The organism is Microbacterium sp. CIAB417 (assembly GCF_022788845.1).
The window spans coordinates 835988-861550 of the sequence record NZ_JAHZUT010000001.1; the positions used below are offsets into that span (position 1 = coordinate 835988).

At 69.1% G+C, this 25563-nt stretch carries 24 protein-coding genes and 4 tRNA genes; 14 read left to right on the plus strand and 14 right to left on the minus strand.

Features of this window, described 5'->3' with window-relative positions; translation table 11 throughout:
• From KYX17_RS04125 to KYX17_RS04150, 6 genes are all read right to left on the minus strand, one after another.
• Positions 1 to 564: a hypothetical protein gene (locus tag KYX17_RS04125; protein WP_243225579.1), complete on the minus strand. Its 564-nt coding sequence runs from the start codon at positions 562 to 564 to the stop codon at positions 1 to 3.
• A gap of 56 nt (positions 565 to 620) precedes the next feature.
• Positions 621 to 1304: an SPFH domain-containing protein gene (locus tag KYX17_RS04130; RefSeq protein ID WP_243225580.1), complete on the minus strand. Its 684-nt coding sequence runs from the start codon at positions 1302 to 1304 to the stop codon at positions 621 to 623.
• 154 nt (positions 1305 to 1458) lie between these two features.
• The gene (locus KYX17_RS04135) at positions 1459 to 3606 is read right to left on the minus strand and encodes a 3-hydroxyacyl-CoA dehydrogenase NAD-binding domain-containing protein (RefSeq protein ID WP_243226174.1); all 2148 of its coding nucleotides are present in this window, start codon (positions 3604 to 3606) and stop codon (positions 1459 to 1461) included.
• Positions 3607 to 3614: 8 nt separating this feature from the next.
• Positions 3615 to 4820 carry a thiolase family protein gene (locus KYX17_RS04140; protein ID WP_243225581.1) on the minus strand — a complete coding sequence of 402 codons (1206 nt, stop codon included), beginning with the start codon at positions 4818 to 4820 and terminating at the stop codon, positions 3615 to 3617.
• Positions 4821 to 4892: 72 nt separating this feature from the next.
• Entirely contained in the window at positions 4893 to 6086 is a 1194-nt protein-coding gene (locus tag KYX17_RS04145) for an HRDC domain-containing protein (protein ID WP_243225582.1), read from the minus strand.
• Positions 6079 to 6660 carry a DUF3000 domain-containing protein gene (locus KYX17_RS04150; RefSeq protein WP_243225583.1) on the minus strand — a complete coding sequence of 194 codons (582 nt, stop codon included), beginning with the start codon at positions 6658 to 6660 and terminating at the stop codon, positions 6079 to 6081. The genes KYX17_RS04145 and KYX17_RS04150 overlap by 8 nt, the downstream gene beginning before the upstream one ends.
• A gap of 25 nt (positions 6661 to 6685) precedes the next feature.
• Here KYX17_RS04150 and KYX17_RS04155 point away from each other — a divergent pair, with 25 nt between their 5' ends.
• Positions 6686 to 7855: a S9 family peptidase gene (locus KYX17_RS04155; protein ID WP_243225584.1), complete on the plus strand. Its 1170-nt coding sequence runs from the start codon at positions 6686 to 6688 to the stop codon at positions 7853 to 7855.
• Here the strand turns inward: KYX17_RS04155 and KYX17_RS04160 are convergent.
• Both KYX17_RS04160 and KYX17_RS04165 read right to left on the minus strand, forming a co-directional pair.
• Complete coding sequence (locus tag KYX17_RS04160) at positions 7839 to 8270, minus strand: SufE family protein (RefSeq protein WP_243225586.1); 432 nt, start codon at positions 8268 to 8270, stop codon at positions 7839 to 7841. The genes KYX17_RS04155 and KYX17_RS04160 overlap by 17 nt on opposite strands.
• Before the next feature lie 18 nt (positions 8271 to 8288).
• Positions 8289 to 9182, minus strand: coding sequence for a sulfurtransferase (locus KYX17_RS04165; protein ID WP_243225588.1), 894 nt, complete (start codon positions 9180 to 9182; stop codon positions 8289 to 8291).
• A 126-nt stretch (positions 9183 to 9308) separates the two neighbouring features.
• Between KYX17_RS04165 and zapE the strand changes: the two genes are divergently transcribed.
• From zapE to KYX17_RS04190, 5 genes are all read left to right on the plus strand, one after another.
• On the plus strand, positions 9309 to 10346 hold the full coding sequence (zapE, locus tag KYX17_RS04170) for a cell division protein ZapE (RefSeq protein WP_243225589.1): 1038 nt from the start codon (positions 9309 to 9311) through the stop codon (positions 10344 to 10346).
• A gap of 134 nt (positions 10347 to 10480) precedes the next feature.
• A complete protein-coding gene (locus KYX17_RS04175) occupies positions 10481 to 11719 on the plus strand; it encodes an ammonium transporter (RefSeq protein WP_243225591.1) in 1239 nt (412 codons plus the stop codon).
• Between the two features lie 20 nt (positions 11720 to 11739).
• Complete coding sequence (locus KYX17_RS04180) at positions 11740 to 12318, plus strand: type II toxin-antitoxin system PemK/MazF family toxin (protein WP_243225592.1); 579 nt, start codon at positions 11740 to 11742, stop codon at positions 12316 to 12318.
• An 88-nt stretch (positions 12319 to 12406) separates the two neighbouring features.
• On the plus strand, positions 12407 to 13129 hold the full coding sequence (locus KYX17_RS32200) for an SRPBCC family protein (protein WP_308220835.1): 723 nt from the start codon (positions 12407 to 12409) through the stop codon (positions 13127 to 13129).
• The gene (locus KYX17_RS04190; RefSeq protein ID WP_243225593.1) at positions 13126 to 14478 is read left to right on the plus strand and encodes an APC family permease; all 1353 of its coding nucleotides are present in this window, start codon (positions 13126 to 13128) and stop codon (positions 14476 to 14478) included. The genes KYX17_RS32200 and KYX17_RS04190 overlap by 4 nt, the downstream gene beginning before the upstream one ends.
• A 6-nt stretch (positions 14479 to 14484) precedes the next feature.
• On the opposite strand, the gene KYX17_RS04195 is transcribed toward KYX17_RS04190, so the two are convergent.
• Positions 14485 to 15777: a cytochrome P450 gene (locus KYX17_RS04195; RefSeq protein ID WP_243225594.1), complete on the minus strand. Its 1293-nt coding sequence runs from the start codon at positions 15775 to 15777 to the stop codon at positions 14485 to 14487.
• Positions 15778 to 15878: 101 nt separating this feature from the next.
• Entirely contained in the window at positions 15879 to 16364 is a 486-nt protein-coding gene (locus tag KYX17_RS32205) for a DUF1269 domain-containing protein (protein WP_243225595.1), read from the minus strand.
• A 174-nt stretch (positions 16365 to 16538) separates the two neighbouring features.
• Between KYX17_RS32205 and KYX17_RS04205 the strand changes: the two genes are divergently transcribed.
• Entirely contained in the window at positions 16539 to 17399 is an 861-nt protein-coding gene (locus KYX17_RS04205) for a MerR family transcriptional regulator (protein WP_243225596.1), read from the plus strand.
• Between the two features lie 54 nt (positions 17400 to 17453).
• On the plus strand, positions 17454 to 18302 hold the full coding sequence (locus KYX17_RS04210) for a TrmH family RNA methyltransferase (protein ID WP_243225597.1): 849 nt from the start codon (positions 17454 to 17456) through the stop codon (positions 18300 to 18302).
• Positions 18303 to 18357: 55 nt separating this feature from the next.
• Here the strand turns inward: KYX17_RS04210 and KYX17_RS04215 are convergent.
• Positions 18358 to 18433 (minus strand) — tRNA-Val (locus KYX17_RS04215).
• A 149-nt stretch (positions 18434 to 18582) separates the two neighbouring features.
• Between KYX17_RS04215 and KYX17_RS04220 the strand changes: the two genes are divergently transcribed.
• The 3 genes from KYX17_RS04220 (at position 18583) to KYX17_RS04230 (ending at position 18882) form a co-directional block, all read left to right on the plus strand.
• Positions 18583 to 18655 (plus strand) — tRNA-Gly (locus KYX17_RS04220).
• Positions 18656 to 18709: 54 nt separating this feature from the next.
• Positions 18710 to 18780 (plus strand) — tRNA-Cys (locus KYX17_RS04225).
• Positions 18781 to 18807: 27 nt separating this feature from the next.
• Positions 18808 to 18882 (plus strand) — tRNA-Val (locus KYX17_RS04230).
• A 63-nt stretch (positions 18883 to 18945) separates the two neighbouring features.
• Here the strand turns inward: KYX17_RS04230 and KYX17_RS04235 are convergent.
• On the minus strand, positions 18946 to 19743 hold the full coding sequence (locus KYX17_RS04235) for an aminoglycoside N(3)-acetyltransferase (protein WP_243225598.1): 798 nt from the start codon (positions 19741 to 19743) through the stop codon (positions 18946 to 18948).
• A gap of 87 nt (positions 19744 to 19830) precedes the next feature.
• Here KYX17_RS04235 and KYX17_RS04240 point away from each other — a divergent pair, with 87 nt between their 5' ends.
• The 3 genes from KYX17_RS04240 (at position 19831) to KYX17_RS04250 (ending at position 23319) form a co-directional block, all read left to right on the plus strand.
• A complete protein-coding gene (locus tag KYX17_RS04240; protein WP_243225600.1) occupies positions 19831 to 20661 on the plus strand; it encodes a transposase in 831 nt (276 codons plus the stop codon).
• A gap of 82 nt (positions 20662 to 20743) precedes the next feature.
• Positions 20744 to 22756: a threonine--tRNA ligase gene (thrS, locus tag KYX17_RS04245; RefSeq protein ID WP_243226175.1), complete on the plus strand. Its 2013-nt coding sequence runs from the start codon at positions 20744 to 20746 to the stop codon at positions 22754 to 22756.
• The gene (locus KYX17_RS04250; protein WP_243225601.1) at positions 22753 to 23319 is read left to right on the plus strand and encodes an HIT domain-containing protein; all 567 of its coding nucleotides are present in this window, start codon (positions 22753 to 22755) and stop codon (positions 23317 to 23319) included. The genes thrS and KYX17_RS04250 overlap by 4 nt, the downstream gene beginning before the upstream one ends.
• Positions 23320 to 23328: 9 nt before the next feature.
• Here KYX17_RS04250 and pdxY read toward each other — a convergent pair whose 3' ends face one another.
• Both pdxY and KYX17_RS04260 read right to left on the minus strand, forming a co-directional pair.
• On the minus strand, positions 23329 to 24180 hold the full coding sequence (gene pdxY, locus KYX17_RS04255; RefSeq protein ID WP_243225602.1) for a pyridoxal kinase PdxY: 852 nt from the start codon (positions 24178 to 24180) through the stop codon (positions 23329 to 23331).
• A 29-nt stretch (positions 24181 to 24209) separates the two neighbouring features.
• Positions 24210 to 25526, minus strand: a complete 1317-nt coding sequence (locus tag KYX17_RS04260) for an aminotransferase class I/II-fold pyridoxal phosphate-dependent enzyme (protein WP_243225603.1) — start codon at positions 25524 to 25526, stop codon at positions 24210 to 24212.
• Positions 25527 to 25563: the final 37 nt, after the last annotated feature.

The following is a 25563-nucleotide window of genomic DNA, read 5'->3' on the forward strand; positions in this document are numbered from 1 at the left end:
TCAGTCTGTCGCCGCGTCCTCGGCGATCATGTCGACGTCGATGCGGCCACGCCGCTCGCGGCGGGAAAGGATGCCCCGATCGCGGCGGAGAGCGGCGCGGGCGGTGAGCCACCATCCGAGCGGAACCGCGATCAGGGCGGAGACAGCCGCGATCAGGATGAGGTCGGTCTTTCCGGGAACCATCAGATTGGTCATGACTCCCGCGAGCGCGGCCAGGACGGTGCCGAGAAGCACATACGCGGACGCGTGGACGCCCACGCGGCGCTGTCGGCGGAGTGCGCGAGCGAGGCCCCACACCAGCGGCGTGAACACGGCTGCGGCAAAGGCCGCCACTGCCGCGGCGATCAATATCGAATAGCCGCCGATCCACAGCAGGAAGCCGAACGTGGACAGCGAAGGAGGCGTGCCAAGGCTCAACCAGATGAACAGGAGGGCGATGCCGGCGGCGAACAGGCCGACGAACAGTCCCCACACGCACAATGCGCCCCTCAGCAGTTCATCCCGCGAAACGGCCATCGGCTCAGCGGCCGTTCGCGCTGTGCGGACGGGCTCGTCGTCGGGCATCGCGGGGCCTCCTGAGGCGGTGATCCTCAAAACACTACCGCTGATGCCGGCTTCTCTCAGTTCAGCGCATGCAGTGCGGCGACGGCGGCCTCGGCATCCCGATCGGTGGAGCGCAGCGCCTGCGACATGAGGTACCCGTCGGTCAGCGCGTCGCCGGTGATCATGACCCGGACGATCTCGACGCCGCAGTCGCGCAGCGCGGTCGCCCCGCACGCCGTGAGCACGCGCGCGCCGAGGTCGGCGTTGTCGGGGAGGACATCTCCGGGGATGCCGCGGACGATGTCGCGCATCGCGGAACCGACGATGTTGGCCGCACGCTCCGTGACGTTCACGACGTCCAGCTCGAAGACCCGCAGCGCACGCCCCGTGGCGACGGGACGCCACTCGAAGGACGCGTGCACGAGATGCTGGTGCCCCGAGGCGCCGGTGAGCTGCCGCGCCGGGAGATCCGTCGCACGGCACCGGACGTCGATGAGCTTGTACCAGTAGAACATCGGGAACGCGCCGTGGGTGCCCGGCGGCAGCACGACCACTTCGCCCGCTGCGCCGGGAGCGCCCTTCGGCTTGCGGACGATCGGCTTGCCGTTGCGCGTGCGGATCGCCGCCCACCCCTCGTCGATCGTCACGAGGAAGAGCTTGAGGAGCGCCGGGACCACGAGCAGGACGGTGAGGATGGCAGTGCCGGTCTTCAGGAGGCTGGACATACCGGGGACGCTGAAGAACGAGAGGAACGTGTCCATGCGTCCACTTTCTCCGATGGCCGGCCGCAGGAGCTCCCGTCCGGGCGTCTGGCGGGAGAAGTTCACCCAGGTTTCGCCGTCCGTTCCCGCCCTGGCGGCGAAGACGGCGGAGGGCGGGACGGCTCCCCGGCCGCCCCGCCCTCCGGACAGGACCTCAGCTGTGCGCGATGCCGCGGATCGGCGGCGTGTGGAACGTGCTGCCGAACACGCGCTCGGAGGCACCCTCGCGATCGAGATAGGGCGATGCGCCGCCGTCGATGAACGGCCATCCCGCGCCGAGGATCAGGCACAGATCGATGTCCTCGACCTCGGGGACGACTCCCTCGTCGAGCATGATGCGGATCTCCTGCGCGAGTCCGTCCTGGACGCGGCCGAGGATGGTCGACGCGGAGGCAGGATTCTTGCCGACCGCGCCCTTCAGCGCCTTTTCCGCCGACTTCGTCCAGCCGACGACCCGGCCGCCCTTGTCCTTCTCGACAACCTGCTCCAGCTCCGCGAGCGCATGGAAGTTCTCGTTCGCGTAGAAGCGATCGGGGAAGGCATGCACCATCGTGTCCTGCACATGGGCGGCGACCTTCCATCCGACCAGGTCGATGAGCTGGAAGGGACCCATCGGCAGCCCGAGCGGTGCGAACGCCTTCTCGACCTCGACCAGCGGCGTGCCCTCGTAGACGGCGCGAGCCGCCTCGCCCATCACCTTGGCCAGCAGGCGGTTGACGACGAAGCCGGGAGCGTCGGCCGTGAGAACGGCGTTCTTGCCCAGGCCCTTCGCCACCATGAAGGCGGTGGAGAGCGCGGCGTCGGTGGTCGCCGGCGTCTTCACGATCTCGATCAGCGGCATGACGGCCACCGGGTTGAAGAAGTGGAACCCGACCAGGCGCTCCGGATGCGCGAGCTTCGCACCGATCTCCTCGACCGACAGTGAGGATGTGTTCGTGGCGAGGATCGCGTCCTCGGCGACAATCTTCTCGATCTCGCCGAACACCTGCTGCTTGACCCCGACCTCCTCGAAGACGGCCTCGATGACGAAGTCGGCATCGGCGTACAGGCTCTTGTCGGTCGTGCCGGTCACGAGCGAGCGCAGCTTGTTGGCGGTGTCGGCGTCCAGGCGCCCCTTGGCCTCGAGCTTCCCGATCTCGTCGTGGATGTACGCCACGCCCTTGTCGACGCGCTCCTGGTCGAGGTCGGTGATCAGCACCGGAACCTGCAGCTTGCGTACGAACAGGAGGGCGAACTGGCTCGCCATGAGGCCGGCTCCGATGATCCCGACCTTCGTGACCTTCTTCGCAAGGGCCTTGTCGGGGGCTCCGACCGGTCGTTTGGCCCGCTTCTGGACCAGATCGAACGCGTACATGGATGCTGCGAACTGATCGCCTGTGACGAGCTCCGCGAGAGCCTCGTCCTCACGGGCGAAGCCTTCGGCCTTGGTGCCTCCGCGGGCGTTGTCCAGCAGCTCGAGAGCGGCGTAGGGCGACTTCGGCACCGTGCCGATCTTCGACTCCAGCATTCCGCGGGCCATCTTGATGGCGATCGGCCACTTGGTCAGGCGCTCGATCTTGCCCGGCTCGTTCCTGCGCTCCACCTTCGTGGCACCGGTGAGCACGGCATCCGCCCACGCGAGCGAGTTCTCCAGATAGTTCGCGGCCGGGAAAATCGCGTCGAAGATCCCGTAGTCGAACGCCTGCTGGGGCTTGAGCATACGGTTCTGCTTCAAGGGGTTGGAGATGACCACCTCGAGCGCGTTCTCGATGCCGATCAGGTTCGGCAGGAGGTACGCGCCGCCCCAGCCGGGGATGATTCCGAGGAACACCTCCGGCAGCGCCACCGCGGCGGCTGAGGCGTCCACGGTGCGGTACGTGCTGTTCAGCGCGATCTCGAGGCCGCCGCCGAGGGCGAGGCCGTTCACGAACGCGAACGAGGGGACACCCAGCTCGCCGAGCGATCCGAGGACCTTGTGTCCGAGCTGAGCGATGAGCCGGGCGTTGTCCTTCGAACCGACCTTGCTGATGTCGGACAGGTCGGCGCCGGCGGCGAGGATGTACTGCTTGCCGGTGATGCCGACGGCGTCGATCTCTCCGGACGCGGCACGGGCCCGGAGACCGGCGAGCGTCTCGCCGAGCTCGGTGAGCGTCGCCGGCCCCAGCGTGTTCGGGCGTGTGTGGTCGCGGCCGTTGTCGAGCGTGATGAGGGCCAGGACCTTGCCGGAGGCGAGGCGGATGTCGCGCACGGGGGAGTACGTCACGACCTCGTCATCCGTGAGCGCCTGGATCGGAGCGAAGTCGATCTCGTCGTAGTTCGTCATTCCCGCGCTCACTTCCGCTTCTTGCCGTCGTAGAAGGGGTTCTCCCAGATGACCGATCCGCCCTGACCGAGGCCCACGCACATGGCGGTGAGGCCGTAGCGGACATCGGGGCGCTCCGCGAACTGGGCAGCCAGCTGGATCATCAGTCGAACGCCGGATGCCGCGAGCGGGTGTCCGACGGCGATCGCCCCGCCCCACGGGTTGACCCGGGGGTCGTCGTCGGCGATGCCGAAGTGATCGAGCAGCGAGATCACCTGGATCGCGAAGGCCTCGTTCAGCTCGAACAGCCCGATGTCCGAGATCTGCAGGCCGGCCTTCTTCAGCGCCTTCTCCGTCGAGGGGATCGGTCCGATGCCCATGATCTCCGGCTGCACGCCGGCGAACGCGAACGACACGAGCTTCATCTTCGGCCGCAGGCCGAACTCCTTGACAGCGGCACCGCCGGCGAGCAGCGACATGGTCGCGCCGTCGGTCAGCGGGGAGGAGGTTCCCGCCGTCACCCGGCCGTGCGGGCGGAAGGGGGTCTTGAGTCCGGCCAGGTCCTCCATCGTGGTCTGCGGCCGGCGGCCCTCGTCCTCGGTGGCCAGGCCCCACGCGCCGTCCGCGTCCTTGATGGCGACGGGCACGAGGTCCGGCTGGATCTTGCCGGCGTCGTACGCGGCCTGGACCTTGTGCTGGCTGAGCATGCCGAACCGGTCCGAGCGCTCCTTGGTCAGGTGCGGGAATCGGTCGAAGATGCGCTCGGCGGTGACTCCCATGTTCAGAGCGCCGGGGTCGACCATCTTCTCCGCCACGAACCGGGGATTCGGGTCGGCGTTGCCGCCGATCGGGTGATGGCCCATATGCTCGACCCCGCCGGCGAGGGCGAGGTCGTACATGCCGACGCCGATCGACGCCGCCATCGTCGTCACGCTGGTCATGGCTCCAGCGCACATGCGCTCGATCGCGAGTCCGGGGACGCTCTGCGGGAGGCCCGCGAGGATCGCCACCGACCGGCCCAGCGTCAGGCCCTGGTCGCCGGTCTGCGACGTGGCGGCGATCGCCACGTCATCGATGCGGTCGGCCGGGACGGAGCCGTTGCGCTCCATCAGGCCGATCGTCGCCTTGACGGCGAGGTCGTCCGCGCGGGTGTTCCAGTACATGCCTTTTTCGCCGGCGCGCCCGAACGGGGTGCGCACTCCATCGACGAAGAAGACGTCCGAGATCTCGGCCACTCTGCCTCCTGGGGTTGGGATGATCTCAGCCTAGGAGGGGCGCTCGGGGGCGCGGAATCGGTTGGGTCGATTCTACGAATCGGCCTCGGCGCCCGCTTCCACCGCTTGCGCGGCTTCTACAAAGGCATCCGCGATCCTCTGTGCGGTCTCCTCAATCTGCCACGGCCGCGATCCGAGCTCGGCCAGTCGTACGCGGATGGCGTCGGCCGTGAAAGCCGGCGGTTCCCAGGCCAGACGGCGCAGATGGTCCGGCGTGAGCAGGTTCTCGGTCGGCATGTTCAGCTCGGTCGCCCGCGCCTCGATGACGGGACGCGCCGTCTTCAGCCGGGCGTCCGCCTCGGGATTGCGATCCGCCCAGGCGCGCGGCGGAGGCAGCGCGTCGCTCGGAACCCGCTCCTTGGGGAGATCGGTCGTGGTCCGGCCCTGCTCGATGGCGCTCCACCAGCGATCCAGTTGCGTGCGGCTCGCCCGACCGGTGAAGTCCGAAAGCCCGGCCAGCGCGTGCTTGTTCGGCGGCGCCGCCAGCACAACCGCGACGAGGGAGCGGTCCGGCACGAGTCTGCCGGGGGAGACGTCCTGCTGCTGGGCGTACTCCTCGCGGGCCTGCCACAGCGCCCTGGCCACGGCGAGGTTGCGTGCGCCGCGCACGCGGTGCAGCCCGCTCAGTCGCCGCCAGGGCTCGGTACGGGCCGGCTTGGGGACGCGGGTGAGCGTGGCCGCGAACTCCTCGGCGGCGATCGCGACCTTGTCCTGCTCGATCAGCTCAGCGGCGAGCTCGTCGCGGGCGTCGACGAGATGCAGCACGTCCAGGGCCGCGTACTCGAGCCAGGCCGACGGCAGCGGCCGCGTCGACCAGTCCGCCGCCGAGTGCTCCTTCTTCAACGTGATGCCGAGCGTGTCCTCGACGACGGCGGCGAGTCCGACGTGATCGTGGCCGAGCAGGCGCGACCCCAGCTCCGTGTCGAAGAGGGAGGCCGGCTCGAGCCCCAGCTCGCGCAGCGACGGGAGGTCCTGGCTCGCTGCGTGAAGCACCCATTCCTCGTCGCCGATCGCCGACTGCAGAGCGCCGAAGTCCCCGATCGCCGGCGGATCGAAGAGGAACACTCCGGAACGGCGGCGGAAGACCTGCACGAGATACGCGCGCTGCGAATAGCGGAAGCCGGAGGCCCGCTCCACGTCGACGGCGACGGGTCCCTCGCCTTCGGCGAGCAGCGCGCACGCGCGCAGGAACTCTTCTCGGTCGTCGATCACGGAGTACTCAGTCACGGGCCGCCTTTCGCGCACCGAACACGGCGATGTCCTCCGACCCGGGCGGGAGCCCGGCGAGCATCCCCACCAGCTCAGCCCATGCTTCCACATGCGGGCGCAGCGCGCCCTCCGGAGTCCAGGACGCGCGCAGTTCGATCTGAGCGCCGTCGCCTTCAGCGGCGAGGCCGCCGAAGCCCTTGGACAGCGTCTTGGTCGCCGTTCCGGATGCCGAGTGGTACACCGCCTGGCGCGACTCCAGCGCGTCCACCAGCCACGACCAGGTGACATCCGCCAGAAGCGGATCCGTGCCGATCTCCGGCTCCAGCGGAGCCTGCGCGAACGCCACGATGCGCCACTGTCCGGACCAGGCATCCGGTGCCTCGGGATCGTGCAGCAGCACGAAGCGTGCGGTGCCGTAGATCGAGTCCCCATGATCGTCCGGGCGGATGTCCGCGGCCAGAGCGACGGCGAAGGGCGCGAGGCCCTGCGGAGACGGGATCTCCCTCACCGTGATGTCCGAGCGGAATCGGGTCTCGCGCAGTTCTGCTGCGGCTCGCTCGAAGCGCGCTCCGGCATCGGAATGTGCGTTCACGGTGACAGGCTAGAGTCAGGAGGCGATGAAGAGTATCAGGCACGCCGTCACGGCACTCGTCCTCACGGTGCTCGCGGTCGTCACGGCCGCAGGCCTCCTCGTGCTCGCGGTCGCCCGACGCGTCGTCACCCCGACCGCGCGCGCGACCGACACCGAGATCCTGGCGGTGGACACCGGCGCGCAGACGATCGAGCTCACCCGCACGCCCGACACCGAACTGCCCGGGCGCTACGGTCTCTTCACCACGGGAACGCATGGCTACGTCAAGCTCGGCGCCGTGCTCAGCGCCGACGGTGCACGCGTGCGGCGCAAGCTCCTGACGCAGATCGACCCGGGTGCGCGGATCGATCGAAGCGCAGCGTTCAGCGGGTGGTACTACAGCTCCCCGCGCGAGCTCCACCTGCGCTGGGAGAACGTGCTGATCGGGTCGCCGAGCGGTCCGTGCCCCGCCTGGCTGTTCCCGGCGGCGCCCGACGCCCCGGCATCCGACATCTGGGTCATCCAGATCCACGGCCGGGGCGGGAACCGCGCCGAGTGCCTGCGCGCGGTTCCGGTGTTCCATTCGCTCGGGATGGCGAACCTCGTCGTCTCGTATCGCAACGACGGGGAGGCTCCGCGCACGCGCGGCGGTGCCTACGCCCTCGGCGCGTCGGAGTGGCGCGATGTCGACAGCGCGATCTCGTACGCGCTGCGCCACGGAGCGAAGCGGGTGCTGCTGATGGGCTGGTCGATGGGAGGGGCCATCGCGCTGCAGACGGCCGTTTCCTCAGGGCACCGTTCCGTGATCGCGGGGCTCGTCCTGGAATCCCCGGTCATCGACTGGCGCTCGGTCCTGCGGTTCCAGGCCCGCGAGCAGGGCGTGCGCGATCCGCTGCCCGCTCTGGCGATGACGGTGCTGTCCTCTCCGGTGACGGCGCGATGGGGCGGTGCGGACGACGCGATCCCGTTCGACCGGCTCGACATGCTCGCCCGGGCGCACGAGCTGGACGTGCCGATCCTCATCCTGCACAGCGACGACGACGGCTTCGTCCCCGCTGACGCGTCGCACGCCCTCGCCGACGAACGGCCGGACATCGTCACGATGCCCCATTTCACCGTGGCGCGTCACGCGAAGCTCTGGAACTACGACCAGACCGGATGGACCCGGGCGATCACCGAATGGGCGGCCGCTCAGGATCTCAGCGCTTCTGCCTGACCTGGTTCTTGGCGCGCAGCAGCATCCCGGTCATACCGGCGATGCGCAGCGGCGACACCGCCCGCGTCAGTCCGATCGACTGCGGATAGTCGTCCGGGATCGCCAGGACCTCGTCGGCCGTGAGACCGGTGATCCCCTGGACGAGGATGCTGGCGAAGCCGCGTGTCGTCGGAGCCTCCGGCGGCGCCGTGGCGTGCATCGTGACGACGTCGTCGGTCACGTCGAGGTGGATGTACACGGGGGACTGGCATTCGGCGACGCGCTCGGTCATCTCGGGATGCGCAGCCACCTCTGCGGAGACCTCCGGCAGCTCGTTCGAGAACTCCAGGAGCAGCTGCAGGCGCTCGGACTCGGCGAGCGCCAGGAAGTCCTCGCGGATCTCGGCGAGGGCGTCGGGTACGTGCGTCGTGCTCATCCCCGCCATTGTCCCACTTCAGCGCGTGCCCGGCTCCGTCCCGGTCGCGATCGGCACGCGCACGGCGCTGCCCCATTCTGTCCAGGAGCCGTCGTAGTTGCGCACGTTCTCGAAACCCAACAGGTGCTTGAGGACGAACCAGGTGTGGCTGGAGCGCTCCCCGATGCGGCAGTACGCCACGACCTCGTCGCCGTCGGCGAGCCCGGCGCCGTCACGGTAGATGGCGTCGAGTTCGGCTCGGGTCCTGAATCCGCCGTCCTCGGCGACGGCTTTCGCCCACGGGACGCTCTGGGCCGTGGGGATGTGGCCGGCGCGCAGCGCGCCCTCCTCGGGATACGCCGGGGCGCTGGTGCGCTCTCCGCTGTACTCCTCGGGCGAGCGGACGTCGATGAGCGGCTTGCCGATGTGCGCGAGGACGTCGTCCTTGTAAGCGCGCAGGACGGAGTCGTCGCGCTCCACGACGGGGTACTCGGTCCGTGCCGGGGTCGGCGCCTCGGTGGTGATCTCCCGGCCCTCCGCGATCCAGCGGTCGCGCCCGCCGTCGAGCAGGCGGACGTCTTCGTGTCCGAAGAGCGAGAACACCCACAGCGCGTACGCCGCCCACCAGTTGTTCTTGTCGCCGTAGATCACCACGGTGTCGTCGCGCGAGATGCCCTTGCGGCTGAGCAGCTCCGCGAAACCGGCACCGTCGACGTAGTCGCGCACGACCGGGTCGTTGAGCTCGGTGTGCCAGTCGACCTTCACCGCGCCGGGGATGTGGCCGGTCTCGTACAGGAGGACGTCCTCATCGGACTCGACGACGACCAGCCCGGGGGTCCCGAGGCGATCCGCCAGCCACGAGGTGCTGACGAGCCGACCGGGCTCGGCATACGCGGCGAACTTCTCGGACGTGGTGTCGAACTCGATGGTCACGGACGCTCCTCGGGTCGGGCGAGCGAAGGCTCTTCGGCGACGGCGTAGTGTTGTGCCGTCCCCTTCGACGATAGATCCATTCGGTGCGCTCGGCGCCCGATCCGTAAGACTGCGACACAGGACCCCATGACCGAAACGACGCCCCGCGCCGGCACCGTGCGCCTCTCCGACCGGCAGCCCGTCGTCTCGGGACCCGAGATGCTGGCGGGCCTCGTCCCGCCCCCGCAGTTCGACGAAGCGACCTTCGAGAGCTACCGCGCCGATCCCGCCTACCCCTCGCAGGAGGCCGCGAAGACGCAGCTCATGCGCTTCGCAGGGCGCGGGGGGCCCGCCAAGCGGGGCGGACTGTTCCGCCGCGCGCCCAAGGAGCCGGATCTCAAGCCGGGCGTCTACCTAGACGGCGGGTTCGGCGTCGGGAAGACGCACCTCCTCGCGGCGATCTACCACGCGATGCCCGCCCGCCATAAGTATTTCGGGTCGTTCATCGAGTACACCGCCCTCGTCGGTGCGCTCGGCTACAAGAACACGGTCGACCTGCTCCGTGGCACCGACCTGCTCTGCATCGACGAGTTCGAACTGGACGATCCCGGCGACACGATGGTGATGACCCGGCTGCTGGGCGAGCTCGTCGCCTCGGGGACCCGGCTCGCTGCGACATCGAACACCCCGCCGAATGCGCTGGGGGAGGGGCGCTTCGCCGCCCAGGACTTCCTGCGCGAGATCCACGCCATGTCCGACAGCTTCCAGACCCTGCGCATCGACGGCGTCGACTTCCGCCAGCGTGCGATCGACGGGCACGCGGTCGTGCTCGACGACGACGGCTACGCCCAGCGCGTGGAGGCCGCGGCCACCGCCGGAACGGCGTCCGACGACTCGTTCGACGACCTGATCCGTCATCTCGCCCGGGTGCACCCGTCGCGCTACATCCGTCTGATCGACGGCATCGACCTCGTGGGTCTTCGCGCGGTGCGGGAGCTCACCGACCAGTCCGAGGCTCTGCGGTTCGTGGCGTTCGTCGACCGGGTGTACGACGCGCAGATCCCCATCGCCGCGACCGGGCGCGGGCTGGACGTGGTGTTCTCCGAGGAGATGCTGGCCGGCGGTTACCGCAAGAAGTATCTCCGCGCCATCTCCAGGCTGAACGCGCTGACGCATTCTGCGTGAGGACGCAGGTCTGCGTAACGTGATGTTCACAGGTCACGCTCTGGTGTAACCGCCAGGAAACAAACCGCGCGCATTTCCGAAATCGGGCCTCGCCACACTGAAGCTCTCAATTACTTCGGATGTGAGGTTTTCCTATGGATGCTCCCGGCAACATCTCGTGGGCGATCACCGCGACGGCGCTGGTTCTGCTGATGACGCCCGGCGTCGCGTTCTTCTACGGCGGTCTCGTCAAGGCGAAGAGCGTCGTCAGCATGATGATGATGAGCTTCGGCTCGATCGGACTCGTCGCCGTGCTGTGGATTCTCTTCGGCTTCTCGATGAGCGCCGTCGAGAACCCGACCGCCTTCGCAGGCAACCCGTTCGCCGACTTCGGGCTCGCCTCGCTCGCGAGCGGGGAGGGCTCCAACGTCGCGCTGCTGGGCGTGGCGTACGGCGCGACATTCGCGATCATCACCGTGGCCCTGATCTCAGGTGCGATCGCGGACCGCGCCAAGTTCGGCAGCTGGCTGATCTTCGCGGGAGTCTTCGCGACCGTCGGCTACTTCCCGATCGCGGCGTGGGTGTGGGGCGGCGGCTGGGTCATGAACCTCGGCTCGTGGCTGTTCGGCGAGGACAGCGGCATCGCGGTCATCGACTACGCGGGCGGCACGGCCGTCCACATCAACGCGGGTGCCGCGGCCCTCGCGCTCGCGCTCGTGCTCGGCAAGCGCATCGGCTTCCAGAAGGGCATCCTCAAGCCGCACAACGTGCCGCTGACGCTGCTCGGCGCCGCCCTGCTGTGGTTCGGCTGGTTCGGCTTCAACGCCGGCGCGGAGTGGCTGTCCGAGGACATGGGCGGCGTCGGCCTGATCGGCTTGAACACGCTGGGCGCGACCGCAGCGGCGATCCTCGGATGGATCCTGATCGAGCGCATCAAGGACGGCAAGCCCACCTCGGTCGGTGCGGCGTCGGGCGCGGTCGCCGGTCTCGTAGCGATCACCCCCGCCTGCGCCAACCTGACGCCGGGGTGGTCGCTGCTGCTCGGGGCTCTCTCCGGCATCCTGTGCGCTCTCGCCGTCGAGCTGAAGTTCCGCCTCGGGTTCGACGACTCCCTGGACGTCGTCGGCATCCACCTCGTCGGCGGTCTTCTCGGCACGGTGTACCTGGGCTTCTTCGCCACGGAGCAGGGCCTGTTCGTCGGCGGTGACGCACGACTGCTCGCCGTCCAGGTGATCGCCGCGCTCGGCGTCCTGATCTACTCCTTCGTCGTCGCCTTCGTGATCGGCTTCGCGATCGAGAAGACGATCGGCTTCCGCGTCACGAACGAGGACGAGATCGCCGGCGTCGACTCGGTGGTCCACGGCGAGGAGGGTTACGCGCTCGTCGACGCCTGAGGCGCCGATAGGGTGACGGGGTGACGTCGTCGACCAGCCTCTTCGCCCGGCTCGCGGGAGCCGTGCTCTCCGCTCTCACCAGCCGTACGCCCCGGAGTCCCGAAAGGGAGCCGGGGCGTACGGCTGCTCACGTCGGCACGGCCGCGTCCCGCGGCGACGCCGAGCCCACGCCCGGGCGCGAGCCGGGCAGTGAGACTCTCCGCGTGGATCCGCAGGACGTCCATGACGTCCGGATCGGCTACGCCCCGGCTCGCGACGGCGCGCCGGATGCCGGGGAGATCATCTGGACCTGGGTGCCCTACGAGGAGAACGACGGCCGGGGCAAGGACCGGCCCGTCCTGGTGATCGGGCGGCACGGCCCGGATCGCGCGTACGCGGTGCGGATGACGAGTCGTCCGCACGACGGGGATCGCGACTACCTCGCGATCGGCTCGGGTCGCTGGGATGCTCAGGGCAGGGAGTCCTGGGTGGACATCGAGCAGCTCTACAGCGTGCACGACGACGGGATGCGCCGCGAGGCCGCCGTTCTGGCGCGTGATCGCTACATCGTGATCGCTTCCGCGCTGACGAGAAGGTACGGCTGGCGCAACGGCGGGTGAATACCGGTCCGCACGGCAAAGAGCAACCCCCTGTGCGACGCCTGCGGTGGACCGTAGCGTCTCGTGAGGAGCGACAGGGGGTGCCACGATGGGGCCGGAGCAGCGGGAGGCGTCGACGCGGCGCGGGAATCGTGCACGCAACGTCCGCGTCCTGCACTGCACGGTCGAGGACGTCTTCGACGTGCTGTCGGACGGCTGGCTGTATCCGTCCTGGGTGGTCGGAGCTTCGCGCATGCGCCACGTCGAGAACGGGTGGCCTGCCGGTGGAGCCCGCCTGCACCACTCCTTCGGTGTCTGGCCGCTCCTGATCGACGACACCACACGCTGCCTCGAGTGGGATCCGCCGCGCAAGGCCGTTCTGCGTGCACGCGGCTGGCCGATCGGCGAGGCGGAGATCCTGATCGAGGCGCAGCCCCGGGGCGACGGCTGCGTCGTCCGCATTCAGGAGAGACCCGTGCGCGGACCCGCTGCGGCGCTGCCGGCGGTCGTGTCCGGAGCGCTGCTGCGCTGGCGCAACGCTGAGACGCTGCATCGGCTCGGGTATCTGGCGGAGAGCGGGGCGGGAGCACGGCGCTCGAACCGGGCATGGAACGGACAGGAGGACGGCATGCACGAGGGGATGACACCCGACGAGAAGCGGCACGACCAGCTGACGACCGCACCGGAGGCCACGGAGGAGGATGCCGAGGCTCGCGTGGTGACGACCGAGGAAGACGGTGTCACACGTGTCGACATCGCGCCGGACGCGGCGGTTCGTCCGGGTCCGGGTCCGGGGATGCCCGAGGCCGACGAGCCGCCGGGAACGCGATGACGGAGACGGCTTCCGCACGACCGTCGCCGGCGGACGAACCCGGCCGGAGCGGAGGCCTCCGGCGCGCGATCACGGGGCCGCTGCTGTTCGCCTTCATCCTCGGCGACGTCCTGGGCGCGGGCATCTACGCCCTGATGGGCGTGCTCTCCGAGGACGTCGGGGGAATGCTGTGGGCGCCACTCGTCGTGGCACTGCTGCTGTCGCTTCTCACCGCCGGGTCCTACGCCGAGCTGGTCACCAAGTATCCGCGGGCCGGGGGAGCGGCAGTGTTCGCGGAGCGGGCGTTCCGCAGCCCCACCGTCTCCTTCCTCGTCGGCTTCAGCATGCTCGCCGCTGGCGTCACGAGCGCTGCAGGTCTCGCGATCGCGTTCGCCGGCGACTATCTGCGGACCTTCGTGGATCTGCCGACCCCGCTGGTCGCGGTTCTGTTCCTCGCCGTCGTCGGCGCGCTGAACATGCGCGGCATCCGGGAGTCTCTCGGAGCGAACCTGGTGATGACGGCGATCGAGGTCAGCGGGCTCGTGATCGTCGTCGTGGTGGTCGGCGTGTTCGTCGGCGGCGGAGGAGGGGACCCCTCCCGTGCCCTTGAGGTTCCCGAGGGCACGAACCTCGGTCTCGCGATCCTCGCGGGCGCCATCGTCGCCTACTACTCATTCGTGGGCTTCGAGACCTCGGCCAACGTGATCGAGGAGGTGAAGGACCCGACGCGCACCTACCCTCGGGCCCTGTTCGGCGCCCTGATCGCGGCGGGCGTCGTGTACGTGCTCGTGGGGCTCGCGAGCGCCGCGGCGTTGCCTCCCGAGGAACTGCAGGAATCCAGCGGTCCGCTGCTCGCCGTCGTCGAGGCCACCGGGCTGAGCATCCCGTCCTGGCTGTTCTCGCTCATCGCGTTGATCGCCGTGGCGAACGGGGCGCTGCTGACGATGATCATGGCGAGCCGCCTGGCGTACGGCATGGCGCAGCAGCGTCTGCTGCCGGCGGTGCTCGCCCGTGTGCTGCCGAAGCGCCGGACGCCGTGGGTCGCGATCCTGGCCACGACCGCGGTCGCGATGCTGCTGACGCTGATCGGCGACCTGGCGACACTGGCCGAGACGGTTGTCCTGCTGCTGCTGTTCGTCTTCCTGAGCGCGAACCTGTCGGTGCTCGTCCTCCGGCGCGACGCCGTGGAACACGAGCACTTCCGGGTGTGGACCTGGGTCCCCGTGCTCGGCATCGGCTCCTGCATCCTGCTGCTCACGCAGCAGCGGCCGCTGGTCTGGGCCTTCGGCGGGATCATGCTCGCGGCGGGCGCGCTGCTGTTCCTGGCGGCCCGCTGGGGAAGTCGCTGGCGAGCCCGGTCGCGGAGCTGAGCGTCCTCAACGGTGCATCGGGCACCGTGCGGCGCCGGCGACACGGACGTGCACGCCGGATCGCGGCATCGTGGGCAGGCGCCGGCGGTTGACGTCGAGACCGGTGGACGAGATGTCCAGGCGGCTGTCGCTGAGGGCTGCGACCGCGATGGCGAGTCCCGCCACCGCCAGCTTCTCCCCGGGGCAGCGATGACCCTCCGTGACGGACGCGCCACCGTGCGGGACGAAGGCGCGCAGGGCCTCGTAGTCCGGGCGGTTCAGGAACCGACGGGGATCGAATCGGGCAGGATCGCTCCATGATTGCTCGTCGAGATCCGTGCCGAGGATGTCGAGCAGCACGCGCCGTCCTTTCGCGAGGCGCTGTCCGTCGAACTCGATGTCCGTGAGGGCACGTCCGGGCAGCATGGGAACGAACAGGGCCGTGCGGCGCACCTCTTGAGCGAAGGCCGTGGCGATCGGGCCGTCGGCGAGGGTGCCCCGGAGCGATGCTTCTTCGCGGATGCGCTCCCGCCACTCGGGCTGCTCTCGGAGTTGCCGGCCGGCGAAGGCGACGAAACGTGCGACGGCGATCATCGGACGAAGACAGTTCTGCAGCTCGACGCCGGCACGTCGCGCTGGGAGCAGCCGCCCCTCACGGTCGCGATGGCCCGCCCAGATGGCGAGGGCCTCGCCCTCATCCGGGGAGAGGCGACCGTTGCGCACGGCTTCGATCAGTCGCGCCGCGTGGCGGTCCGACCACCGACGGTTCACGACCGTCGCGACGAAGGCGGGCGAGTAGGGGGCGCCGAACCCGTCGACGATCTTCGCCAGACGATGCGACCATCGGGTCCGGGCTGCGTCGGTGCCGGGGAGCCCCGCCCAGCGCATGACGGCGCGTCCGAAGGCGCCGACTGCCGCGTCGTACGCCGTTCGCCTCTCGCCCGAGACCCACGCGGACAGCTCCGTCTGCCATGCGTGCTCGAGCAGCGGCGTGAGCCGCCGCACCTGGGCATCCTCATAGGCGGCGTGTACGAACGCTGCCTTGCGATGCCGGTGGTCCGCGCCGTCCAGGCTGTGGACCGAGCCGTGACCGAAGAGGGTCTCCTGGACGATCGCGGGCATCGCGGCGTGGCGAGCGATCCGTGATTCGTCGTAGAAGAGATCGACCCCGTCGGGACCCCGCACGAGCAGCGCGTCCTCGCCGAGGAGCCGAAGAGGCGCGGAGCGCGAGCCGGGGGCGACGCGGGCCCATATCCGCTCGGCGAAGTCGTATCCGTGCAGCAGCAGGTGCGGAGCGTCGTCGGTGAGGAGATTGCGCATGTGCCGAACGTGCCACGGCACCGCTGCCGCCGCACGGGGGAGGCGTCAGGCCGCGGACTGTGCTAGACGGCGCGTTCGGCTGCCGGTCGTTCGGTCGGCGCTCAGTCCTCGAAGGCGCGCCGGACGTCGTCCTCTTCACCGGAGACGAGGTTGCTTGCGATGAGCGTGCCGCCCTGTCCGTTGAAACGCTCGGCCAGGCGGTCGCGGTCGCTGTCGTGGTTGACCACGAAGAGCGCCGACGTACCCGGAACGACTGCCTTGCCGATGGTGTCGAGCTGCTCCTTCGTGATGCCGACCGCATCGATCTTCTTCGCGAGCACACCGATCGCGGCACCGGCGGCGGCTCCGATCAGCGGCAGGAAGAAGAGAGCGCCGATGACTACGCCCAGCAGTGCGCCCCACCCGGCGCTGCGCAGTTCGTCGCGGTTCTCGTACTTGACATCCGGGCGATCCGCACCGGGCTGCCACTCGATGACGGCGTAGTCCTCGATCCGGATCAGGCCTTCGCCGGCGGCCTGGCGCAGGACATCGGTCGCTGTCTGTGCTCCGTCGACGGTCTCGAACTTCCAGGCGGTGAATGTGGTCACGATGGTCCCTTCAGCAGATGTGCGCACTGTGGCCCATTATGGTGCGCGCGGCCGAATCGCCGCGCCTCGGCGTGGCGATTCGCCTCAGGCATGGAGCGACGACACGCCGACGCATGACTCGCAGATGAGAAAATGGATGCCGGGCAGCGCCGGTCGCAACGGAAGGGAATCGTCATGGACGTCAACACTCCCGCGTCGATGACTCCCTGGCTGCGTCCTGTCGCCCAGGATCCCGTGCCCCTCTCGGTCGACGAGCACCTGACAGTCGGTGAAGTCGCATCGATGGTCGGGGTCAGTGTTCGAACCCTCCACCATTGGGACAATGTGGGTCTCATGCGCCCGGAATCGCGGACCACGAGTGGCTACCGTGCATACTCCGCAGCGGATGTGGCGCGTGTTCATCGCGTGCTCGTGTATCAGGAGCTCGGGTTCGGTCTCACGCAGATCGCGGCGATCCTCGATGATCCGACGGTCGATGAGAGTGCGCAACTCCGGGAGCAGCGCGGGCTTCTCGAAGACCGAATCCGACGGTTGCGGCAGATGGCTGATGCGATCGACCGGGTCCTCGACTCGCAGGCCGCTGGAATTCGTCTGACGGCGCAACAGCAGGCAGAGATCTTCGGAAGCGGTTGGCGCGAGGACTGGGCGGACGCGGCACGTCAACGGTGGGGCGAGTCCGACGAATGGTTGCAGTTCGAGCGGAACGCGATGTCGTCTTCCGAGTCCGACCGCAAGCGGATGCAGGAGCAGGGCGAAGCTCTCTATGCCGAGATGGCGGAGGCGAAGCGCTCCGGCGTCGAACCCGGGACGGAGTCCGCGAACCTGTTGGCGGAGCAGCACCGCATGATGGTCAGTCAGCTGTTCGATTGCACGCACTCCATGCAGGTCTGCCTTGGGCGGACCTACGCCGGCGACGAGCGGTTCTCAGCATTCTTCGCTGAACGGGAGCCTGGCTTGGCGGCGTGGCTTGCGGAGGTCATCAACGCGAACGCCCGTAGACACGGCGTCGATCCTGACAACGCGGCATGGGAGTGACCTCAGCGCACTCGTCTTGACCTTCACGTCGCGTGAGGCCACACGCTGGTGCACATGGCGGCAGCATCTGTTCCGAGCGAAGCACCTGCGCACCAGAAGGCAGGGGCGATCGAGAGCGTGCGCCATCCAGCCGCCAGGCGCGTCGCCGATGTGCTTCGCAACCGGTCGGGCAGACCGAGGATCATCGTGATCGACGATGCGGAGAACATCGGGCAAGCAACGACATCGGGACTCCGGATCGACAGCGTCTACACCACCAGTTCAGCGGCGTCGGATCAATGTGCGACGCGACCCGTCGACGACGGCGTGCATCACTACCTCCTCGACGATCACGTGGCGAACGCGCTCTTCGGAGGTCAGAAGCACACTCGGATGTTCGCGCTCGCTCGCGCACCGCGAGCCTGGGCGCTGGATGATCTGCGCGGTAGCCGAGGAGACGTCGTCGTGCTCGACGGCGTGCGCATGGTCGGCAACATCGGTGCCATCACGCGCACGGCGTCCGCGCTGGGCGCAGCGGGCGTCATCGTTCTCGACAGCGGTCTGCGCACGACATTCGATCGCAGGCTGATCCGCGCCAGTCGGGGACTGGTCTTCTCCCTCCCCGTCGTCCTCGCCTCGCGAACGGAATGCGCTGGATTCCTGCAACGCGAAAAGGTCCGCATCGCGACGCTGTCCGCGGATGCCGAGAGCCCGCTGCACGCGATCCGTTCGGTCACCGACCGCATCGCCCTCATCCTGGGAAGCGAACGCGATGGCGTTTCTCAGGGCTTCGACGATCTCGCGAACCATCGCTTCTCGATCCCGATGAAGCCAGGGGTCGAATCTCTGAACGTCTCGGTGGCGGCTGGGATCGCCCTCTACGAGCACGCGGCCGGACAGGAAGCCGCATCGCCGTCCGGGTGAGCGATGTTGGGAGGGGATGGAGAGCCTCCTGCCCGGCGGCAGATGCCTCTCCATATGGTGGGCGATACCGGACTCGAACCGATGACCTCTTCCGTGTGAAGGAAGCGCGCTACCAACTGCGCCAATCGCCCCTGACCTGTGGGGTCGAGAACCGATACTACCGGACGCCGCGGGGCGTTCATGACCATTCCCCGGGACACACCCGAGATCCGTGTCCGGTTTTGCGTCGCGCGGATCGTCGGCTATTGTTTTACAAGTGCCCGGTCAGCCGGAACACAACGCGGATGTAGCGCAGTTGGTAGCGCATCACCTTGCCAAGGTGAGGGTCGCGAGTTCGAGTCTCGTCATCCGCTCGAGTGCAGGAGCTCCTTCGGGGGTTTCGGCATGTGGGTTCGAATCCACCTCGCGGTGGCGTGGCCGAGAGGCTAGGCACCGGCCTGCAAAGCCGTTTACACGGGTTCGAATCCCGTCGCCACCTCTCTGCACAACTGAATAGCCCCAACGGGCGCGATTGGCGCAGCGGTAGCGCGCTTCCCTGACACGGAAGAGGTCACTGGTTCGATCCCAGTATCGCGCACCACCCGAAACCCCCGGCCGCGGCCGGGGGTTTCGTCGCCTCCGGGAGGCCGCGCGGGCGGCGAGGTCAGCGGGCCGGCTGACGGTGCTCCGCCATCCAGGCGGCGCCGTACGCCACGGCATCCCGGAGCGGGAAGAGGCGGCTCGTCGAGTCGCCGACCGGCCCTGAGCACACGGCGCCGGTCGTCTCGAAGTCCGCGCCGATGCGTTCGAAGTCCTCCTCGTCGAGGACCACATCGGTCCACGTCCGCCAGACCCGTTCGCCGGCCTCGTCCTGGACGGCGGCGCCGTACTGCTCGACAGGCGCAGCCGGCTGACGGTACTCCGCCAGATGGAATGCCGTGCAGCTGTCGTACCCGACCCCGAGCAGCAGGACGTCCGCATCCAGGCGCTCCAGCGTGCCGAGAGGGGAATCGGGACCCAGCGCGCACGCGAGAGGATGCGTGTCCACGATCTCCCGCGCCCGGGCGCCGATGGCTGCGAACGAGGTCTGCGGATGCGCGCTGCGCACCGCCCCAGGGCTGGTCCGCACCTGCTCGGCGATCGCGCCCATGGCGCGCGTGGGCGTGCGCTGCGGATCGAACGCGGGCATCTCCTCGCGGATGATCGGCCACCAGTGCTCGGGAACCGGCGGGTGCGCCCACTTCGCAGGGTCGGAGTTGTCGCTGGTCTGGGTCGGGACGACGACGGTCCCCTCTGGCCCGACGACGTCCTGCAGCGCTGCGACCACGGCCTGGCTGCCTCCGCACACCCAGCCGAGCGAGCGCAGCGAGCTGTGCACGAGAACCGTGCGTCCCGGCATCAGCCCGAGCCGGCGAAGATCCGCGACGAGCGAGCGGTGGGTCTGCGGGGTGTCCTGATTCACCCCGAGAGTCAACACGGACCGACGGACGCGGGTCAACCCCGGGCGCGGACGCTGGTGCCGCCGTCGAGCGATCGCGAGAATGGGCGCATGGCAGAGCTGGACGACATCGCCGCCGAGCTGTACGCGCTCCCGCTCGGCGATTTCATCTCCGAGCGCAACGCGCGCACGAAAGCCGCGGGGGACGCGGATCTGGCCGATGCACTCAAGTCGCTTCGCAAGCCCGCGACCGCCGCGTGGGTGGTCAACCTGTTCGCCCGGGAGCGTCCCGATCAGCTCGCGCAGGCGCTGCAGTTGGGCGAGGCACTGCGCGAGGCGCAGGAGGAGCTGGACGCTGCGGCCCTGACGGCGCTGACGCGCCAGCGTCGAGCGCTGGTGCGCGAGTTGACGCGCACGGCGGCCGACCTCGCCGCGCATGCGGGGGAGAAGGTCACACCCGCGACCTCGACCGCGGTCGAGCAGACGCTGAACGCGGCGATGCTCGACGCGCGCGCGGCGGACGCCGTCGCTTCGGGTCGCCTGCTGCGAGCGCTCGAGCCCTCCGGCGGCGATGCCGTCGATGTGGACGACGCGGTGGCAGGGACACTGACTCGCCGTGCAGTCCGGGAGACCCCACCGGATGAGCTGGAGGAGCGTCGCGCACGGAAGGCCGCCGAGCAGGCCGTGCGCACCGCCGAGCAGAAGGTGAAGCAGGCCGAACGGGCGCTCGAAGCCGTGCGGCGCGAGGACGAGAGCGCGGCGGTCCGTCTGGGCGGACTGCGCGCTCGAGCATCCGAACTCGCCGCAGAACTCGAGAAGGTGCAGGCGGAGATCGCACAGGCCGAGAAGCGCACCCCGACGCGTGCCGCCGCCGAAGCGGCGAGGGACGCTGCCGTCGCGGAATTGGACGAGGCCCGGGCCAGCGCCGACCTCGCGGACTGAGGTCGCACACGCGGGCGACCGAACGGGCTGTCGTGGCGGACGGCGGCATCCGACGGGGCGAGTAATCTGGGTGATGACCCAGATGGAGTGCTCTGTGCCTGAAAACGCCCAGCCGCAAGACGGCTTCGCCCTGTTCACCGACCGATCCGTCGTCGCGATGCGCGTCGACGGCGTCCTCACGGATCTCGCCGCGACGCTGACCGGGACCGAGACGGTCGAGCCGGTCACGATCGACAGCGAGGACGGGCTGAACATCCTCCGTCACTCCACGGCCCACGTTCTGGCCCAGGCCGTGCAGCGCCTGCACCCCGAGGCGAACCTCGGCATCGGCCCGTTCATCACCGACGGCTTCTACTACGACTTCGGCGTCGAGGAGCCGTTCACCCCGGACGATCTGAAGGCGATCTCGAAGGAGATGCAGCGCATCGTCCGCGAGGGGCAGCGTTTCACGCGTCGTGTGGTCTCGGCCGACGAGGCGCGCGCCGAGCTCTCGGGGGAGCCGTTCAAGCTGGAGCTGATCGATCTGGCCGGCGGCCCCGGCTCCGGTGCGGATGCCGCCGAGGGCGCCTCCGTGGAGGTCGGCGCCGGGGAGCTCACGATCTACGACAACGTCACCCGGGACGGCGAGGTCGCCTGGAAGGACCTCTGCCGCGGACCCCATGTGCCGAGCACCCGGATGGTCGGGAACGGGTGGGATCTCACGCGCGTCGCGGCCGCCTACTGGCGCGGCAGCGAGAAGAACCCGCAGCTGCAGCGCATCTACGGGACCGCGTGGCCGACGAAGGACGAGCTGCGCGCGTACAAGGAGCGCCTGGCGGAGGCGGAGCGCCGCGACCACCGCAAGCTCGGCGCCGAGATGGACCTGTTCTCCTTCCCGGACGAGATCGGCTCGGGCCTCGCGGTGTTCCACCCCAAGGGCGGCATCATCCGGTACGAGATCGAGGAGAATCTGCGACGGCACCTGTTGCGCAACGGTTACGACCTCGTCAACAGCCCGCACATCACGAAGAAGGACCTCTTCGCCACCTCGGGGCACCTGCAGACCTACGCCGACGGGATGTTCCCGGCGATGCACCTGGACGAACTGCGCGACGACGAGGGCAACATCACGCGCCAGGGCCAGGATTACTACCTGAAGCCGATGAACTGCCCGTTCCACAACCTCATCTACCGCTCGCGAGGACGCTCCTACCGTGAGCTGCCCCTTCGCCTCGCCGAGTTCGGCACGGTCTACCGCTACGAGAAGAGCGGCACGCTCTCCGGGCTCACCCGAGTGCGGGGCCTCACCCAGGACGACGCGCACATCTACGTGGCACAGGATCAGGTCAAGCAGGAGCTGACCACGAATCTGAACCTGGTGCTGGATCTGCTGCGCGACTACGGTCTGAACGACTTCTACCTCGAGCTGTCCACGAACGAGGAGGGCAACCCGAAGTTCCTCGGCGAACCCGAGCAGTGGTCGACCGCGATCGAGACCCTGCGCGAGGTCGCCGTGGCCTCGGGACTCGAGCTCGTCGCCGATCCCGGGGGCGCGGCGTTCTACGGACCGAAGATCTCGGTGCAGGCGCGGGACGCGATCGGCCGTACGTGGCAGATGTCGACCATCCAGCTCGATTTCAACCAGCCGGAGCGCTTCGAGCTGGAGTACACCGGCCCGGACGGGCAGAAGCACCGCCCGGTCATGATCCATCGTGCCCTGCTCGGCTCGGTCGAGCGGTTCTTCGCGATCCTCCTCGAGCACTACGCCGGCGATTTCCCGCTGTGGCTGGCGCCTGCCCAGGTGGTCGGCGTCCCGGTGGCCGAGCAGTACGGCCCGTACCTCGATGAGGTCATCGCGCGGCTGCGCAGCGCCGGGGTCCGTGCCGAGGTCGACCACTCGGACGACCGCATGCAGAAGAAGATCCGCAATCACACCACGTCGAAGGTCCCGGTCATCCTCATCGCGGGCGAGCAGGACAGCGCGGCCGGGACCGTCTCGTTCCGGTTCCGCGACGGCACGCAGGAGAACGGCGTCCCGGTGGACGAGGCCGTCACGCGCATCCGCGCCGCGATCGACGCGCACGCCCTCGTGCTGACGGCGGGTGACCTGGCGTGACCGCCGCGGACCCGGCATCCGGTGCGCCGGTGTTCCCCGAGGACGCCGCGCACCTCGCCGGTGTCCCGGATGAGTTCCAGCGGCTGTGGACCCCGCACCGGATGGCGTACATCCAGGCGGGACCCGAGCCGCTGCGCGAGGAATGTCCGTTCTGCGAGGCACCGAAGCATGCCGACGAGGAGCGCCTCATCGTCGCCCGCGGACGCACCGCCTATGTGCTGCTGAACCTGTTCCCGTACAACTCCGGGCACCTGCTCGTCTGCCCGTACCGGCACATCGCCACCTACGATCAGGCCACGCCCGAGGAGGTCGCCGAGATCGGCGCGCTCACCCAGACCGGAATGCGCGTGCTGCGCGACGTGTCGAACTGCGACGGCTTCAACCTCGGTATGAACCAGGGGGCCGTCGCAGGCGCCGGCGTGGACGCGCACCTGCATCAGCACATCGTGCCGCGCTGGTCCTCCGACGCCAACTTCTTCCCGATCATCGCCAAGACGAAGGCGCTGCCGCAGCTGCTCGGCGAGGTGCGGCATGCCGTGGCCGCCGCCTGGCCCGCCGCGTAGGTCTGCAGTTCAGCGCACCTGGCGTGCGCTGAACTGCAGACGCGGGTGCGCGTAGAACTCCTGCGCCTCGATGAGCTGCAGTTCGCGCTCGCCCGACTCGAGCGTGAGCTTCAGCAGGTCGTACACGCTGGATGCCGTGCGCTCCAGAGCCGTCTGAGCGCTGCCCGTCCCCACGTAGTGAGCCGTGAACAGCGCTGCCGTGACGTCGCCGGATCCGTTGGCCTTCATCGGGAGATACGGCGTCTGGACGATCCACGCGCCCTGATCGTCGACGGCGAGCATCTCGATGGTGCCGTCCTCGCGATCCGGGCGTTCGACGCTCGTCACGAGCACAGTGCGCGGTCCCATCGCGCGCGCCGCGTCCGCCGACTCCAGCGTCTCCTCCAGTGTGGACGGCTCCGTTCCGGTGAGGAAGCCGAGCTCGAACTGATTCGGCGTGATGATGTCCGCGACGGGGACGACCTTCTCCCGCAGCAGTTCGGGGATGGCCGGTGCGACGAAGCATCCGCTCTTCGCGTTGCCCATGACCGGATCGCAGGCGTACACGGCGTCCGGGTTCGCCGCCTTGACTCTCTTCACCGCGTCGATGATGACGTCGCCGATGCCCTCGCTGCCCTGGTAGCCGGACAGGACCGCGTCCACCTGCGCGAACGCGCCCCGCTCCTCGACGCCAGTGATGACCTCGCGCACGTCGTCCGGTGCGATGAGCGGTCCGCGCCACGCGCCGTATCCGGTGTGGTTGGAGAAGTTCACCGTGTACACAGGCAGCACCTCGACGCCGATGCGCTGCAGGGGGAACACGGCGGCGGAGTTGCCGACATGTCCGTAGGAGACGGCGGACTGGATCGAGAGGACCTTCATGGGTGCTTCCTTCTTCGGGTGTGCGGAGATCATCGGGTTGCGGAGACGAGATCGGCGAGCAGGGCGTCGCCCTCCTCGTCCGTGAGGTCGTGGACGGTGAGGCGCAGGTGGTGCGAGGGTCCTGCGCCTTCGGTCAGACGGAAGGCGTCGCCGGTGCGGACGAGCCAGCCGCGGCGCATCATGCGCTCCGAGACGACGGCCGCCGCCTCGGGGAGCTGCACCCACAGGTTCATGCCGTCGCCTTGCGTGGCGTGCAGACCGTGTTCTCGCAGCCGGTCGGCGAACGCCTCGTTCCGGCTCGCGTAGTGGCGGCCGGCAGCGGCGATCTGCGCCTGGGCCGTCTCATCGGTCACCAGACCGAGGACGAGGCGCTGCAGCAGGTGACTCACCCAGGTGGTGCCGGGGCTCAGCCGCTCCGCCAGACGAGCGGCGGTCTCAGGATCGGTGGCCGCCACGGCCAGGCACATGTCCGGGCCGAGGAACTTCGAGACGCTGCGGATCAGCGCGAAACGCCGGTGCTCCGGTGTGATGAGCGATTCGTAGCGATGCGGGGACAGCATCGAGAAGTGGTCGTCCTCGATGAGCAGGACGTAGGGATGATCCGCCAGGACGGCCCGCAGCTCCGCGGCCCGTTGCGGACTCAGCCGCGCTCCGGTCGGGTTCTGGGCGCGCGGCGTGCAGATGACCGCGCGCACGCCGGCATCGAGCGCCGCGCGCAGCCCCTCGACGGTCATGCCCTCGGCGTCGACCGAAACCGGCACGGCCCGGTAGCCGCCCAGGCGGACGGTGTGAATGCTGGCGAGGAAGCACGGATCCTCCAGCGCGACGGCGTCGTCCCGGGTCAGCGCCTGGGCGAGCAGCCGCTCCACGGCGTCCACCGCGCCACTGGTGATGGTGATGCGGAAGTCCGCGGACGGCAGGGCATCGGTCATCCACTCCCGCGCCCAGGCCTCCAGACCCGGGTCGATGACGGGCTCTCCGTAGAGCACGGGACGCCCGCGGAATCCGGCCAGCACGGGGGAGGGGTCCGGGATGAGACGCGGGTCGGGATTGCCGGTCCCGACATCGCGCAGCACGGTGTCGGGAGCGTAGCCCTCCTGTGCGGTCGGCGCATTCCCCGTCAGCACCGTGCCCGCGCGCCCTCGTGTGCGGACGAGGCCCGCCTGGGCGAGCTGCCGATAGGCGGCGACGGCGGTGTTGCGGTTCACGCCCAGGCGCTCGGCCAGCTCGCGGACCGGGGGGAGCGGGTCGCCGGGGCGCAGGATGCCGCGGTCGCGGAGTCCGCGCACGCTGCCGGCGATCTCGGCCGCCGTGGTGCCGCTGATCTGCTCGTTCGTCTTAGCCATCGAAACACGAGTCTAGTTCGTCCTGCGACAGTGCTAG

What these genes read in the sequence shown, in the direction of transcription:
- KYX17_RS04125 (WP_243225579.1), bottom strand. Translation starts at nt 564, where the DNA reads ATGCCCGACGACGAGCCCGTCCGCACAGCGCGAACGGCCGCTGAGCCG.
- KYX17_RS32200 (WP_308220835.1), top strand. Translation starts at nt 12,407, where the DNA reads ATGGGGCCGGAGCAGCGGGAGGCGTCGACGCGGCGCGGGAATCGTGCA.
- KYX17_RS04190 (WP_243225593.1), top strand. Translation starts at nt 13,126, where the DNA reads ATGACGGAGACGGCTTCCGCACGACCGTCGCCGGCGGACGAACCCGGC.
- KYX17_RS04240 (WP_243225600.1), top strand. Translation starts at nt 19,831, where the DNA reads ATGGCAGAGCTGGACGACATCGCCGCCGAGCTGTACGCGCTCCCGCTC.
- KYX17_RS04135 (WP_243226174.1), bottom strand. Translation starts at nt 3,606, where the DNA reads ATGACGAACTACGACGAGATCGACTTCGCTCCGATCCAGGCGCTCACG.
- KYX17_RS04260 (WP_243225603.1), bottom strand. Translation starts at nt 25,526, where the DNA reads ATGGCTAAGACGAACGAGCAGATCAGCGGCACCACGGCGGCCGAGATC.
- thrS (WP_243226175.1), top strand. Translation starts at nt 20,744, where the DNA reads ATGGAGTGCTCTGTGCCTGAAAACGCCCAGCCGCAAGACGGCTTCGCC.
- KYX17_RS04160 (WP_243225586.1), bottom strand. Translation starts at nt 8,270, where the DNA reads ATGAGCACGACGCACGTACCCGACGCCCTCGCCGAGATCCGCGAGGAC.
- KYX17_RS04195 (WP_243225594.1), bottom strand. Translation starts at nt 15,777, where the DNA reads ATGCGCAATCTCCTCACCGACGACGCTCCGCACCTGCTGCTGCACGGA.
- KYX17_RS04175 (WP_243225591.1), top strand. Translation starts at nt 10,481, where the DNA reads ATGGATGCTCCCGGCAACATCTCGTGGGCGATCACCGCGACGGCGCTG.
- pdxY (WP_243225602.1), bottom strand. Translation starts at nt 24,180, where the DNA reads ATGAAGGTCCTCTCGATCCAGTCCGCCGTCTCCTACGGACATGTCGGC.
- KYX17_RS04210 (WP_243225597.1), top strand. Translation starts at nt 17,454, where the DNA reads ATGGCGGCAGCATCTGTTCCGAGCGAAGCACCTGCGCACCAGAAGGCA.
- KYX17_RS04155 (WP_243225584.1), top strand. Translation starts at nt 6,686, where the DNA reads ATGAAGAGTATCAGGCACGCCGTCACGGCACTCGTCCTCACGGTGCTC.
- zapE (WP_243225589.1), top strand. Translation starts at nt 9,309, where the DNA reads ATGACCGAAACGACGCCCCGCGCCGGCACCGTGCGCCTCTCCGACCGG.
- KYX17_RS04205 (WP_243225596.1), top strand. Translation starts at nt 16,539, where the DNA reads ATGGACGTCAACACTCCCGCGTCGATGACTCCCTGGCTGCGTCCTGTC.
- KYX17_RS04130 (WP_243225580.1), bottom strand. Translation starts at nt 1,304, where the DNA reads ATGGACACGTTCCTCTCGTTCTTCAGCGTCCCCGGTATGTCCAGCCTC.